Annotated in this window: 10 protein-coding genes; 8 read left to right on the forward strand and 2 right to left on the reverse strand. The window is 32.3% G+C overall.

Annotated features, from left to right (window positions below; all coding sequences use genetic code 11):
* Positions 1 to 16: 16 nt before the first annotated feature.
* A complete protein-coding gene (locus B5X77_RS05610) occupies positions 17 to 796 on the forward strand; it encodes a Hachiman antiphage defense system protein HamA (protein WP_079506005.1) in 780 nt (259 codons plus the stop codon).
* On the forward strand, positions 780 to 2,843 hold the full coding sequence (locus tag B5X77_RS05615; protein WP_079506007.1) for a DEAD/DEAH box helicase: 2,064 nt from the start codon (positions 780 to 782) through the stop codon (positions 2,841 to 2,843). The genes B5X77_RS05610 and B5X77_RS05615 overlap by 17 nt, the downstream gene beginning before the upstream one ends.
* Before the next feature lie 162 nt (positions 2,844 to 3,005).
* Here the strand turns inward: B5X77_RS05615 and B5X77_RS05620 are convergent, their stop codons facing one another.
* Both B5X77_RS05620 and B5X77_RS05625 read right to left on the reverse strand, forming a co-directional pair.
* Complete coding sequence (locus B5X77_RS05620) at positions 3,006 to 7,715, reverse strand: DEAD/DEAH box helicase (protein WP_079506009.1); 4,710 nt, start codon at positions 7,713 to 7,715, stop codon at positions 3,006 to 3,008.
* A 316-nt stretch (positions 7,716 to 8,031) separates the two neighbouring features.
* Positions 8,032 to 8,211, reverse strand: coding sequence for a helix-turn-helix domain-containing protein (locus B5X77_RS05625; protein ID WP_079506011.1), 180 nt, complete (start codon positions 8,209 to 8,211; stop codon positions 8,032 to 8,034).
* Between the two features lie 171 nt (positions 8,212 to 8,382).
* Here B5X77_RS05625 and B5X77_RS05630 point away from each other — a divergent pair, with 171 nt between their 5' ends.
* The 6 genes from B5X77_RS05630 (at position 8,383) to B5X77_RS05655 (ending at position 15,217) form a co-directional block, all read left to right on the forward strand.
* On the forward strand, positions 8,383 to 9,822 hold the full coding sequence (locus tag B5X77_RS05630; RefSeq protein ID WP_079506013.1) for a hypothetical protein: 1,440 nt from the start codon (positions 8,383 to 8,385) through the stop codon (positions 9,820 to 9,822).
* 153 nt (positions 9,823 to 9,975) lie between these two features.
* Complete coding sequence (locus tag B5X77_RS05635; RefSeq protein ID WP_079506015.1) at positions 9,976 to 10,554, forward strand: hypothetical protein; 579 nt, start codon at positions 9,976 to 9,978, stop codon at positions 10,552 to 10,554.
* 7 nt (positions 10,555 to 10,561) lie between these two features.
* On the forward strand, positions 10,562 to 12,250 hold the full coding sequence (locus tag B5X77_RS05640; RefSeq protein WP_079506017.1) for a DNA primase family protein: 1,689 nt from the start codon (positions 10,562 to 10,564) through the stop codon (positions 12,248 to 12,250).
* 365 nt (positions 12,251 to 12,615) lie between these two features.
* The gene (locus tag B5X77_RS05645; RefSeq protein ID WP_079506019.1) at positions 12,616 to 14,226 is read left to right on the forward strand and encodes a recombinase family protein; all 1,611 of its coding nucleotides are present in this window, start codon (positions 12,616 to 12,618) and stop codon (positions 14,224 to 14,226) included.
* A gap of 34 nt (positions 14,227 to 14,260) precedes the next feature.
* A complete protein-coding gene (gene radC, locus B5X77_RS05650; protein WP_079506021.1) occupies positions 14,261 to 14,770 on the forward strand; it encodes a RadC family protein in 510 nt (169 codons plus the stop codon).
* Between the two features lie 186 nt (positions 14,771 to 14,956).
* Positions 14,957 to 15,217 (forward strand): hypothetical protein, encoded by a 261-nt coding sequence (locus B5X77_RS05655; protein ID WP_176167246.1) that lies wholly within the window; start codon positions 14,957 to 14,959, stop codon positions 15,215 to 15,217.
* The last annotated feature ends 40 nt before the right edge of the window (positions 15,218 to 15,257 follow it).

Genomic DNA, 15,257 nt, shown 5'->3' on the forward strand with positions numbered 1-15,257 from the left:
TAAGTATTGTGAGCATATGTCTAGGATTAAATTTACACCCTCTGTCAAACACTTTGTGATCCTGTTTAAGCATCTTCAGACATATATTGACGATTTTAATCAGACAAAGGAAGTTACAGAAGTAGAAGATTTGCTAATTTCAATATTAAAAGAAGAGCATGGGTTAGAGGATAAGGATGGTAAAAAATATGTTCGGTTAGACAAGATGGGGAAAATGGGAGAATATCTATTTTGTTGTTTGTTATCAGATTTCTTCAATTTTGATTGTATTCTTCCTAAGGTTCATTTACAAACAGACCCTAATATGAACGTCTATGGAATAGATACCCTGTTCTATTCAGAAAAGGATCATTTAATATTGTTTGGTGAGTCAAAGCTAAGTTTAAAGCTTGATAATGGACTAAATTTAATTAAAAAATCATTAAAGGATTACGAGAAACAAGTGTCTGATGAGTTTAATATTGTTCTTAGTAATAGAGTTTACAAGGATAGGCTGTACAGGTTCAATGAAATATATGGAGATGTAACAGAAATAAGCATAAATATTGACGATTTTATAAAAAAAGCAAATATCACTCAAATTGGTGTTCCAATATTTATTGCACATGGCACTGAATTTGAAGCTGAGGATATAATATTTAAATTAAAGAAACTGAAAAAGAACAAGTTATTTAACTTAGAAACGAAATATTACTCCATTTCTTTGCCTATTGTAAATAAAAATAAATTAGTTGCAACATTCACAAAAAAAATAAGGGAAAGAGAGGATTATTACAAAAATGAAGCCACTAAATAGTCCTCAGGTATTAAGAGAAAAATATATTAGAGAATTGAATAAAGCTAAAAATACAACATTGCGGGCGAAAGAGTTGGCAGATGACTTATTTGCGCTAGATTTGACGGTCTATTCCCAGAATTTTTCTTTTAGATCTATAGTGTATAATTCATTTGCTGTGTCTGAGATAGATGAGAAGATCTCCATGCATCCAGAACAACTACAAATTATCTCAAAAATAAGAGAGAATGCAGCAACCATCATCAGTGCTCCAACAAGCTTTGGCAAAACTTTTTGTATATTTGAATATATTGTAAAGTACTATCCCAAGAATGTGGTACTTATAGTTCCAACATTGGCATTAGTAGATGAGTACTTTAAAAAGATTATAAAGAAGTATAAAGATAAATTTTATAAGTATAAAATTCATACAAGCTTAAATGAAGAAAAAGTGTATGACTTTAATAACTATAATATTTTTATACTTACACACGATAGAGTTGTGCAGGAGGCAAACTATCATATAATTAACGAGATAGATTTTTTAGTTATTGATGAAGTATATAAATTAGAAACAGATAAGCGGAATGATAGAGTTCTAGTGTTAAACATGGCGTATTATTATTTATCGAAAAAAGCAAAAAAATATGTTCTATTGGCGCCGTTTATTAAAGAAGTTAATGACATAGAAAAATTAGAGAAATTACCCGTTTTTTATGGTTCTGATTACTCACCAGTAGTTAATGATGTGAAGACTTTCAATATATTGCAGGAGCAAGACAGATTCAATGAATGTACGAGAATCATAAAATCATTAGGTGAAAATGATAAAACCCTAATATATTTCCCAACGGTTAATAGCATGTATAAATACATTAACACAGTTATTGCGTTGGAGCCAAAAATACAAAATCTAGTTGATAGTGATTTGTCTTTTTTTATTGAGTGGGCAAAAGAAGAAATTCATGAAGATTGGTGCTTAATAAAAGCATTAGAAAGAGGCTATTTAATACATAATGGTCAGATTCCAATGGGAACAAGAATGTTCCAGTTAGATTATTATGAGCAAAGTGATTTGTTTAATAAAATGCTATGTACTTCTACTTTGTTAGAAGGAGTTAATACTACAGCAAAAAATATTATAATCACTAAACCATCAAGGATTTCAAATAGTCCAGGGGACCATTTTTCAGCATTTGACTTTTTTAATTTGGTGGGACGAACAGGTAGACTGCATCAACACTATATTGGTGATGCTTACTACATTAAATCTCCTAACGATCCAGAGTACAGAAAGGCAGATGCAATTAAAAGTATCCGATTTGAAGTTACTGATGCAAGTAAAGATATAGATATACAGAAAGGTGAAGTCGAAAAGTATCAAGATGTTTTAGATTTTCTAGCAGTATTAAAAATTTCAAAGGAAGATTATTTGGAGAACATTGGATCTAAAGTTAGATTTGATACAGTTGTAGATTTGTATAATAACTATACCATCAGCAAAGAGAAACTATTATCTCAATTACAATTTCTAAGAGATAATGATCGGGCAGGCAGATATCGTTTAGTCGAAATACTGTACAGTATTTGTGAGAAAAAACAAAATGTTAAATTAGAATCTAATTTAATCAATAATTTGCTCAATAAACAGAGACCACGTATAAAAAAAGTAGTAGATGATACAAGTAAATTTTTTAATAAAATGGATATAGATCATTTAATAGCCACAGCAATCAAGCTTAAGATGAGTTATATAGAGCATACTTTTTATAGTAGGGTTTCAATAATTAAATATTTTTTAGAGAAAGAAAATGTTAAAGCGGAATTAGTAGATATTTTAGATAAAAAAATCTTAAATGCAATTGAATATCTATATTTTTCACAAGTTAAGCATAAGAAAATGTTGTTGGACTTAGGTATTTATGAAAGAGATATTAATAATATAATTAAAGTAATTGGTGATGATTTTGATGATGCTTTTGAACTGAAACAAAGATTATCATCAAATATCACATCATTTAAAGACATAAGTTATCTTTCTAGGTATGTAATTAGAAATATGATTTAATATTAAAAGAGAAGTGGAAGATGACCACTTCTCTTTTAATGTATGTAGTAAGGTTGCTCCTACTACATCTTGTCTACCCATTTTAAAGTTAATAAGTTTTCCTATTCCTAAAAAATCATTGGAAATTTCAAATCAACACTATCCATGGCTAGTATTACAAATCTAATCTATAATTTCAAACGATGGCAAACTGTTCACTAAATCTACCGTTTGAACAGAAACGTTGATTACACGCAGTAGCAAATTAAAAATGTAACGCTCATCATCAGTATAAAGGTTAGGATCGTCCACAATTCCTGACTTATTATCTGTTTTTACTTGATACTGGTCAATGATCCATTCTATTGCTGGTTTACCGTTTACTACATACTCATAAGCCTTTACAGGAATCTCAGAGATAGTTAGGTCAGCATTGAAAACGATCTTATCAAGTACCCCTTTTTTAGGGTGCTTCATTTTCTTAACCTTGTAGGAAGGGTTAGTCTTACCTTCAATAACAACGTCTGAATATGGTTCAACAGTCTCGTAATTTAGATGTAAATCAATTAACTTTTTACCAATTTCGGATACCGTATATGCTTGCTTAATTATTGGAATTTTAGGTAAATCTTTAATCAAATTGTTTTGGTACTTTTCGCGATATTCATTTGAATGCAAAATTCCATAAACATAAGCAAATGCATCATATCCCCTTAACCCTAAAGAGGTTTCGAAGGTCTCATTTAAATTTGAATTTTCTTCAAATAGTGCATTCTTGTCTATAAAATTATATAGTTCAAAATGTCTCCCTTTATCCAACATATTGTAATTTGGTGGAGTATTCGTTACGAATGCAGAAAATCCTTTTTTAGTGCCAGCTCCCGATACACTAATCATTATGTTCCCATCAATCAAAGATTGATCAAATTTTCTAGGATACTCAAGAATATCACGATTGTAATATAGGTGTTTTTTTACAAAAGGATAATACATGCTCTTAACAACAGCATCATTTCCTAATTTTTTAATAACCTTATTAGAATTTAGTTTATTCTTAAGAGATCTACTCCAACTAACAAATCCTTCATCCGTATTCAGAAGAGCGATTTTCTCTTGATCTGATTTTGAAGATAGTCTTTGGACCTCCAAATTATAATTATCAATCATTCGCTCAGCGTTATTTTTAACTGTTGAAGGAGAAAAATTATAAACCCAACTATCCCTGTTAGACTGTATTCCATCTTGTTTAAGGTAAAAAATATCACCTAAAATACTTTGATACTCTCCATACTGCTCGTCTCTTTGATTTATCCAATCGTTATTTTTATCAGGAACAACAGAAGTCCACTCAATTCCTTTAATAGAAACAGTTTGTGCAAGACGTGAAAGTTTCTCTTCACGACTTAAATAATCTCCTATATCATGATAATAAATTGCATGATTATCAGATCCATCTTTTACAAGTAATGTGATGGATATTGGCGTTCTTGTACCTTCACCAAATACATTTCCTGCTTCTTTTTTACGTTGTTCACCTGAGGTTCTTGCATCCCCTCTAAGATTAAATACATAAATGGAATTAAACTCTTCAACCCAACATTTTCTTAAACCATCAGCACTCTGGCTATCAATAAATTGACCATTAGTGACTAATGCTATTACACCTTTTTTACCAATCCTATCTGTTGCCCATCTAAAAGCCTTTATATAAGTGTCATAAATCCCTCTGATAGATTTAGATTTTGAAAATTTAGCATAAGTATTTCCAATTGAATTATCCAACACGGGATAACTCTGATTTTTAGTACTTTCATTTTCGCTCTTGGCTCCAACAGAATAAGGTGGATTCCCAATTATTGCAAATATAGACTCTTTACGTTGCTTTTCAAGACGATCATTGTTCTCACCAAACAATTCATCCTCAAACGACTGTTCTTTTTCAGTGCTTTCAAACGTATCAGTCAAAACAATACCCTCAAACGGCTTATAGTCACCTTTCATAATTGAATGGAATGTTTCCTCAATGTTAATCGCCGCAATATAATAGCTTAACAGAATGATTTCATTTGCATGAAGTTCATACGTGTACTTGCGCAGCAAATCTTCTTTTGAAATCAATCCACTTTGCAATAATCGAACAATAAATGTACCAGTACCAGTAAAAGGATCAAGGATGTGAACCCCTTCATCACTAATTGACTGACCAAAATGATTCTTCAATACATCTTCAACTGAATTAATTATAAAATCTACTACCTCTACAGGTGTAAATACAATTCCTAAACGTTCAGTCGTTTCTTTAAATCCCACCTTAAAGAACTTATCATATAGCTGAATAATAATGTCTTGTTTGGCTTTGAGATTGTCAATACCCTCAGCACGAATACGAACACTTTCATAGAAATCTTCTAAACGATCCTGTTCTTTCACAAGACCTTGTTCATCCATAACTTTTAACACAGCATCCATTGCTCGTGAGACAGGGTTATCGTTTGCAAAGCTATATGAATCAAACAATGCCTCAAATACTGGCTTTGTAATTAGGTGTTGAGCTAACATCTCAACTGCTTGTTGCTCTGAAATAGCACCATTAATGTTGTGACGTAGCCCTGAAATGAATTTTTGAAAGGCTGTATATGCCTCACTACTTTTATCCTCTATCATCACACGGATACGCATCATGTGCTGTTGTGCAATTTCAGCAACATCCTTTGACCAATCTTCCCAATACCTTACATTTCCAACTTTCTTCACTATTTTTCCATATATCGCTCGTTCAATGTCCGAGAAATCTTCTTCATCGAGCCCTAGAGTTAACTGTTCTGTTTGAGGCTCTGCAATGGTAAATCCGCCTTCACTTTCATCAGGAGCGGAGCCCACTCCAATAACTTGTAATTGTTCAGGCTTTTTTTTGTTCAGCTCTAATTTATTAATCGTTGCATCAAATCGTTCATCTAGTGAACGCAAAGCATTTAAAACGTCCCAAACTACTTGATATTTCTCATTTTTATTTAAGACAGTAGTTTCATCAACACCAGCTGGTATACCAATTGGAAGAATGACATAACCATAATCTTTACCTTCTGCTTTACGCATAACACGTCCAACAGCCTGGGCAATATCAATGCGTGATTTGCGAGGTTTCAAGAACATAACAGCGTCCAAATCAGGTACGTCTACACCTTCTGTAAGGAATCTTGCATTTGAAAGGATACGGCATGTGTTCTGTGGAACATCAGCTTTTAACCATGAAATTTTCTCATTCTTTTGCAGCGCATTCATTGATCCATCAGCATGATCTATTTCAACACGAACTGGTTCCCTTTGATCCCCTGACTCATTAATATACATATCCACGACTTCAGTAAACATTTCTTTAATCAATTTTGACTCTCGAATAGTTCCAGCAAAAGCAATCGCACGTTTCATGGGATTAGCGGATATTACGTTAGAATTACTTTTACGCTTAATTAGTCCATTCCAACAACCAATAATTTTAGTTACATCATCAAATTTTAGCTCATCATCATCTTTACTTGCTAACATTGATTGAAAGCGGCGAGCAATTACTTCTTCATCTACAGCAAGAACCATTACCTTATAATCAGTTAAAATGCCTTTGTTTACTGCATCTCCAAAACCAATTCGATAAAACTCTTGACCATAAATATCTTCATCATTCATATCTGCAATAACCACAGACATTTCATCCGCTTTTTGTTTTGCATCTTCACCATAGATACGAGGAGTAGCTGTTTGATAGAGTCGTTTCTTAGCCTTAATATTGTCATTACTATGCACTTTCACAAAGGCACTTGCTTCTTTTCCTGACTCTGTTGCACCAGTAGTACGATGGGCTTCATCACAGACAACTAAGTCAAAATCATAGAAACCATTCTTTTGAGCATCACTAATTACATCGATTGACTGATACGTTGAAAACACGACTAAAAACTTACTTTGACTCTCAGCCTTTTCAATATCTTTTTGACGATCCAGTAACTTTTGATAGTCAGTTGTGGCTGGATATCCTAAATCTGCTGCAGCAATATCCTCAATCTCATTTTCACCTTTTACTTTCTTCGTAACTTTTCTATCCGAACACACAGCAAAAGTATCCATATCCTCACGATACTTGGAATCAGCAGTCCATCCTCTTAAAGATTGAGAAAGCAACTGAATACTAGGAACAAGATACAATATCCTAAATGGACCGTTTTTCTTCGCTGCCATTTCTTCTGCAATTACCATAGAAGTATAGGTTTTACCTGTACCAGGAGCCATAATCAACTTTCCACGATCAGCAGTTTCAAAACCATTTACTACTGCCTCAATTGCTGGAATCTGATGGGGACGTGGTTGCTTAGCTGATTTCAATTCAACTTTCTTTGGTTTCTCCACTGAGAATTTTGACCAATCAATCTCACTTTCACGCAGTTGGGACAATCCAATACGTGCAATGTTCTTATTGCGGTATAAGAGTGCATCGTTTGCATTAATACTCCATTTATCAGTTGAAGTAACAATAATTCCTTCTGCATAATAACTCTTACCTACTTCGTTTAGAAAAGAATCAATATGTGACTTTTGAATTGTAGTATCTTTGGAGTAGTACTTACATTGAATAGCAATCAAATCACCAGTTTCCCTATTACGTGCTACTAAGTCTACACCTGTATCTTTCTTAGGAATACCATACTCATCAGGTACATTTCCTAACATCCAAATTTCATCAAATAATCTTGCATACATAGGTTCATGTTTCAAATACGCAGTAACCAACAATTCAAAAAGTGTTCCTCTATCACGCTGTACCATGTCTTCACGTTCTAAATCATGAATAATCTTATCAAATGAATGTGTTTTTGCCTGATATACAGCAGTTTCTTCCATATATTTATATCCCTCCAGATAACATTTGAATTCAAGTAATGTCTAACTCAATTTTATCATACAAGCTAAATAGTAAATAGATTGGAAAAATTTCAAGCACTTTACTAACCCTCTCATAATTTTGAAGAAATTACCTCATACTCCACTTTTGCAATTCTGGATATGCGTATTTAAATCCAAAGTATACTATCTGTCTAGTCAATTATTATGTATATATATTATATAATTGATGCCTATGCCGATAGGCAATCCTCATGAGAGTTAGGAACATAGAGGGGCACAAAAGAAAGTCTCACTTAGACCATGCTAAGTGAGATCATCTGCATTTATTAAAAATAAATTCTTCTAACGACGTTCTTGGTATTCTCCAAGACCTTCCTACTCTAAATCCTTTTATTTCCCCGTTATTCAGCAATTTGTAAGCATAATTCCTTCCAATATAAAGTGCTTCCATTAATTCTTCTATAGTTAGGATATCATTTTGCATTTCAAACATTACTTCCACCGCCTTCTAGTCCTTTTTAGATTATTGTTGCTTTTTATTGATTAACAAAGGTTCATTATCACCTTGTTAAACATTCCCTACAAGCCAGAGAAACTATATTTGCATTGGTAAATTAATAAAAAGTATATTTGTAATATCTGAATGTATTTTAAGAGGTGTAAAATGCAAAGGTTAACCAATAAATTAAAAGCGGAATTGTATAAAGAAATAGGATTTCAATTTAAAAGCAAGGAAAGAAGCTACGCAGATATACTAGAAGCAGTTAATCTTGGTGAAAAATTTAAAGATGTATGTGATGGTTTGGATCTGGAAGCTACTGTAGTTGAGGAATACATAAAAAAATATGTATTGCATTTGATTCTTGAGGAAGCAGCAACTCTTAGCCAACAAGAGGTGGACCTAGCAATATCTTTTCCTGATGAGCCTTTACTTGGCACAACGATTGGTGAATCACTTGAGGATATGCAAAATGAAGTACAATATGTGCTTAGTGAAAGATTTCAAAGTTACTTACAAGAGAACTTAAAAGTAGAAATTGTTCATGATGATAATGAAGAAAGTTGCCTTGAGAGGCAAAAGATAGATGAAGCAGCCGAGTTATTTAAAAATTTTACTTATCCATTTACTGAAAGGAATCATACTCTTTTTCCCTTTTATTTTAAAAGATACGTAAATAAGCAAAGATCTGTAAAACCAAGAATTGATAAAGATTTTGATAATGAAAGTTTACCCAATGACCTCTTGACTCATCATCATCAGTTTATAGAACTTTTAAATGACCATGGTAAGGGATTTAATCCTACAAGGGATATTCTTGAAATAGAAAGGGAAACGAATGTCTTTTTTCTACTGAAAGCATGGTCAGTATTACCCAGTGATTATTTCAAAAAATTTAAATTAAAGAAAGACAAAAATAACTATTTAAAGGTGCTTGCATCCTTCTCCTTAATCGAGGATATTAGGTTAAAGCTTTATTTTACAGAGCAGTTCATTAAAGAGGATAACAGTTTTCCTTTTATCAAAGGGCAAGGCTACGGTGAATTGTTTATTTTAATTTTTTTGTACATTCCTTTGTTAAAAGAATACTTGATTGAAAATATAAGGGCTCCTAAAGGTGAATTATCAATTAAAAGTAATGAAGTAACCGAGAAAGAGGAAGTGAGCAGGTTAAGAGAAATCAAGAAAAAATTGTTCCTTTACCATACTTTAAAAGGAGTTGCAGGTTATAAACTAGCAGATTTAAGAGATGAGTCAATATTCCATATAGATGAAAATAGAATTAATTACTCAGAGGATTTCATTGAATTCTATAAAAAAGTAAAGAAGGTAAATGGGATTCGGAGACAATTCAGCGAAGAGGCAATTAATGATTTATTTGAAACAATCAGAGTTAAACCCGATTTAGTAGAGGCATATTTTTATTATATTGCAAGGGAGTTTGCTACTAGCGGTGAAAAACTTGCTTTAAGATTAGAAAAAAATCTGGGGATAGAAGAAGTTTTGCAGGTCTTTAGTAGCTTTGAGGTTGATCCTGGCTTAATGAAAGATAAATTCCATAATGTAAATATAGATTTAGACAAATTATTTTTTGAAAAAAAATAAATTAAAAATAGTAAAGCCGCTCTCTTTCTCTGAGAGCGGCTTTACTATTATTAGGCTTTATGGGTGTTTATTTTGAATATTCCAAATAAACATCATGAAAACAGGGGTGTTACTTTTAGTTTGTAAGTAATAACTAAAAGGAGAGATAAGAATATGGCTCTTGTAAATGAATTGACTAAAGCAGAAGAAAAACTTATTGAGAAAATGACAGAAGGAAATTCTAACATTCAACTATTAGCAAGTGACGGTGTAAATTCATTTGTATGCATAGGTGACAAAAGAATTGATCCTATAGTTCTTCTGCTTTGTCACATTACACCAAGCGGAAAGGTTTGTAATGGAAATATTGGTAGTAGAAAAATAGCATTGTCAAACGAACAAAATATAACAAACCATGAGGTACGAATAATTGTGGACCGAAGGGATTCAGATGGAAAGCGTTTTTATTGTTATAGCAAAGAAGCAGCTTTTGTTCTCAAAGACGAAGATGAAGAAAATGAAAAAAATCTGCTGATTGCTTATATAGAAAACCAGTCATTTGCTCAATTAACAATTTTCAATAGTACATTACAAGGTAAGATTAGCGAAATAATTGTAAGAAAGGAATCCCTGCTAAAAGACCTACGTAACAATGCATTTACTTTAGTAACTACTCTTTTTCCTGCTATTCATAATTTACTTCTTGAAGATGAGGATGCTGAAATTTGCAAAATTAAAATGTTGAAGGAGTAATTAATGAATGAATAAAGCAGGCGATTTTCAGGATGTTATCCGAAAAAAAATAAACAGTTTACCAATTGACTTGGTCTCAGACGAATACTTATACGATCATGAATTAAGTGATTTAAAGGAATATAAAAGTTTATCAAAGGTAGTATTTAATGATATTCCAGAAGACTATTTAAGAAATCACGAGATTAATTCCGAATCGCTGGGAAGAACTCAAATACTTACCTTAGAGTATGGGGAATTAGATGATGGGTTCTTAGCCAATAATTCGTTGGATGAAGAACAAAGGAAGGTCTGGGATATAGTTTCTAAAATTGGCACAGCTGAGAAAGTTATTGTAAATGAAAAAAACATTAAGGGTGAGCCACACAAGGATTCAAATAATAAAAGCATCGAATATGATATTTATTCAAAAATACTCAATAGATATACCCTTAAATGTTTGAAAGGGAGCCTTTACCTTTATAACAGTAGCAAGGGCTGCTTCTTTGAACTTGAAGAATATCAAATTAGAACGTTAGTACGAAGCGGATGGTCAGATAAAGTGGAAAGACTTCTATCTAAGGGCAGAGTTGACGATATAATTGATCGTTTAAAGAGTAGTGAGGCAATTCAAATACAGGAAGACAATCTAGATTCCTACTCCCACTTAATTAATTTTAGTAATTGTGTATTGGACCTAAGAACAGGCAGGGAGTTAAGCCATTCTCCAAAATATCACTTTACTAGTTTTATAAATGCTAATTACAATACGCATCGGACGGAAGGGAAACACTTCTTACACTTCATCAATCAATGTACAAAAGGTGATAAGCAAAAGATAATGCAGATTCAGGAACTTACAGGGTATACAATCTCGAATTATACTAATGCAAAAAAATGGTTTGCACTTATTGGAGCCCCACACACTGGAAAAAGTACAATTCTTGAAGTATTAACAGAGATTATTGGAGAGGATTACACAAGTAACGTACCTCTTCATGAATTAAGCGGAAGATTTTCTTTATCCGATTTATTTAAGAAGAAGTTAAATGTTTGTGGTGAATTAAATGACAATGCCTTAAAAAATATAAATACAATAAAAGCGTTAACAGGAAATGATAGATTAAGAGCTGATATCAAATATAAAACTGCCATCAATTTTATTAATAAAGCAAAAATAATCATGGCTGGTAATGCCATGCCTCAATTACAGACATTGGACAATACCACTGCATTTACAGACAGAATTTTATTTGTAGTTTTTAATAATACGATTCAAGAGGATAAAAGAGACTACAAATTGAAGGAAAAGCTTCTTTCCGAAAAGGATTATATTGTCCAATGGGCTGTAGAGGGTTTGGAGCGTTTAATAAACAATAATTTTGTTTTTACTGAGTGTAGTGATTCTATTGAATTTAAAAAGCAGTATCAAAATGAAATGAGCAATATAAATGATTTCATAACGGTGATGTGTGAGTTAGAGCCTAATAACGATGAATGTAGGGTTCATAAGAGAGATCTTTATTCAGCATATATAAACTATGCCAGAGATAACTGCCATAATTTACTAAGCAAAAAAGATTTTTTTAATGAAATTAAAAAACTACCTATTCGACAATCAAAATTCCGATTTAGGAAGTCTACACCACTGGATGGATTCATTGGAATTACATTGAAACAAATAGTCCAAGAGCGTGAGCATTTAAAAGAATTTTGATAAATAAGCGGCTACTTTATCTACACAAATCATTGAAGGAGCCTAATTTACTCGCTTTACAACAACAAAGCCGTAGTTTTTAAGGTTAAGAATTTACTACGTTTTCTCTACAATTGGCTACAAATATGAAAGAGTTAAGATGCATGCATACTCAGTATATAAATAGAGTATTTACCAGGATATGAAATATATATTATAACATTGAGCAATGGTACAAGTCCTGATATGCATGTATTCCTACTAAAATTAAAAGGGGGAATACAGGTGGTCGAGAGTAATGAAAAAAACATATATACAGTTTTAATTGAATTAATAAGTGATTTGCTTTATCAAGAATTAATTGATGAAATGGAGGTGAAAGAAAAGTGATAAGAGCTGTTATATATGCAAGGGTTTCTACGGCAGAACAGGCAGAAGAAGGATATTCTATTGATGCACAAATTGATACGGTAAGAAAAAGGATTGAGTTGGATGGAAAGCAAGTAATATCTAACTATATTGATCGTGGCATCAGCGGTAAATCAATGGAGAAGAGGTTACAACTACAGCAGCTCCTTAAAGATGCAAAAGAAAAGAAATTTGATGAAGTATGGGTCTGGAAAACAAACAGATTAGCAAGAAATCACTTAGATTTACTTAAGATAGTAGAAGAGTTAAACAAAAGTAATGTGAATTTTAAAAGTTGTTCAGAACACTTTGACACAACAACTCCGCAAGGAAGACTAATGATGAATGTATTAGCATCTATTGGTGAGTTCGAAAGGGAGACCATAGTAGATAACGTGAAAATGGGAATGAAACAAAGAGCAAGACTTGGGAAATGGAATGGAGGTCAGGTATTAGGATATATAAGTGCCAAGAGTAATAAGGATGATACTAAAACAAGGTTAGAGGTAGTAGAAGAAGAAGCATTCACTGTTAGAGAAATATTTAAACTATATTCCGAAGGGAGGGGATTAAAGAGTCTTACAAATCATATTAATAAGCTTGGGTATAAATCAAAAAAGGGAAATATGTTTTCAATAAATGCAGTAAAAGAAATTCTGATGAATCCTATATACATTGGAAAGATTAGATATAATCGAAGGGAAAATTGGAGTGAGAAGAGGAGAAAGGGAACAAATAAAAATCCCATTATTGTGGATGGAGAGCATGATGCAATAATCACTATGGATTTATGGGAAAAGGTTCAGAAGTTGTATAGTCAGAGATCCCATAAGCCCAATAGAGTCTATAGTGGTTCTTATCCATTAACTGGCTTATTAAAGTGCCCTGCCTGTGGCTCGTCTATGGTCGCAGGAAGGGTTAAGAAAAAGCATAAGGATGGTAGTTATGTTATTCACAGATATTATCATTGTGGAGCTTGGAGAAATAAAGGTACTGCAGCATGTAGGTCAAATGGTGTAAAAGCAGATGAAGTAGAACAGTTTGTATTTAATAAGGTACAGAGTAGTTTAGTAAATGAAAGTGTACTAAGGGACATTGTAAATAATTTAAATGAGAAAAGGAAACGCACGATAAAACCTTTAGAGGAACAATTACAGCAAATGGAAAGAGATATTGGGGGATATGACAACAAAAAGAATAAATGGTTTGAGCTATTTGAGGACGGTATGATTACGAAAGAAGATCTTTCAAAAAGGCTTGGATCTATTTCAGAGGATATTGAAACGAAAAGGAAACATAAAGAATCAATTCAAGAAAAACTCCGATTAAATAATTCTGACCCTATTGAATTTCAAGTAGTTAAGAATTTAATGAATAATTTAAACGATATAATTAGAAATGCTAATCATGATCAGAAAAAAACAATATTAAATTTAGTGGTTGATAAGATTTTATTAAGTAAAGATAGGAAAATTGAATCAATAATATTACACTTTGATGGAAAATCAAAAAATCAAATATTAGGTAAAAAAGAGGACGGATCTTCAACTGAAGATCCGTCCTCTTTTAATTTCACTTTAGTTTTATAACCAAATTTTAAACGATATCATGGAGGAAGTTAAAATGAAAAATTATTTACCGATACAAAATGAGCAATTAAGGTTATTAGAAGTGGATCAATTTCAAAAGCAACCCGCTAAGAGAGTAAACATTGTTAGTCTAAAATTGGTTAAAGAGAATAGTTTCCTTTATCCAGAAAGAAATGTCAGGTCGCCAGAGGATGCTTATAAACTACTGAAACAATTCTTAGTTGAAGTAGATCGAGAGTATTTTATAGTTGTTTGCTTAGATACAAAGAATCAACCTACTGCAATAAATGTATGTCATATTGGGAGTTTAAATGCCAGCATAGTGCATCCGAGAGAAGTTCTGAAACCAGCTATACTTTCAAATTCTGCTTCCGTAATTGTAGCTCATAATCACCCTAGCAACGATCCAACTCCAAGTCGTGAAGATATTGAGGTGACCAAGAGATTAGTAGAAGCTGGAAAAATCATAGGTATCGATGTACTGGATCATCTTGTTGTGTGCGCAGATAAGTTTATTTCATTAAAAGAAAAAGGTCATATTTGAAATGTTTCTTAGTGATTCTATTCAATAAGCAAGGTTCCTATCATATAATGATGGGAACTATTTTTTTATAATATGAATTGGAGGTATATTGGCTATTTGTGGAGAAATATGTAAGTTGAACTAATAAAAAAAATAAGCAATTAAATAACATACCTTTTTCACTGGAAATTTAGGAAGGTTGAGTTGATGATTGAAGTAATATGGGAAAGAATAAATGAAAATGAAGGGCAAGTATTCAAACAAATTAAAGGCGGAGAATTTACCTATAAAGTAAAAGGTAATACGATAAAATTAAGCAGAACAAATCGTATTGTTTCTAAAAGCACCTTTGCTGAAGCCTTAAAGAATGTACCATTAGAAAATACTGTTCCATTACAAAGTCTACAGGCTCCGTCATATTTATTTGCCATCCTTATGGACAAGAGAATCAGACAAAATGATTGGTAAATAAAACTGACGATGTTGAGAAGGGGAATTGAGTGATGAT

The organism is Mesobacillus jeotgali (genome assembly GCF_900166585.1).
GTDB lineage: Bacteria > Bacillota > Bacilli > Bacillales > Cytobacillaceae > Mesobacillus > Mesobacillus jeotgali_A.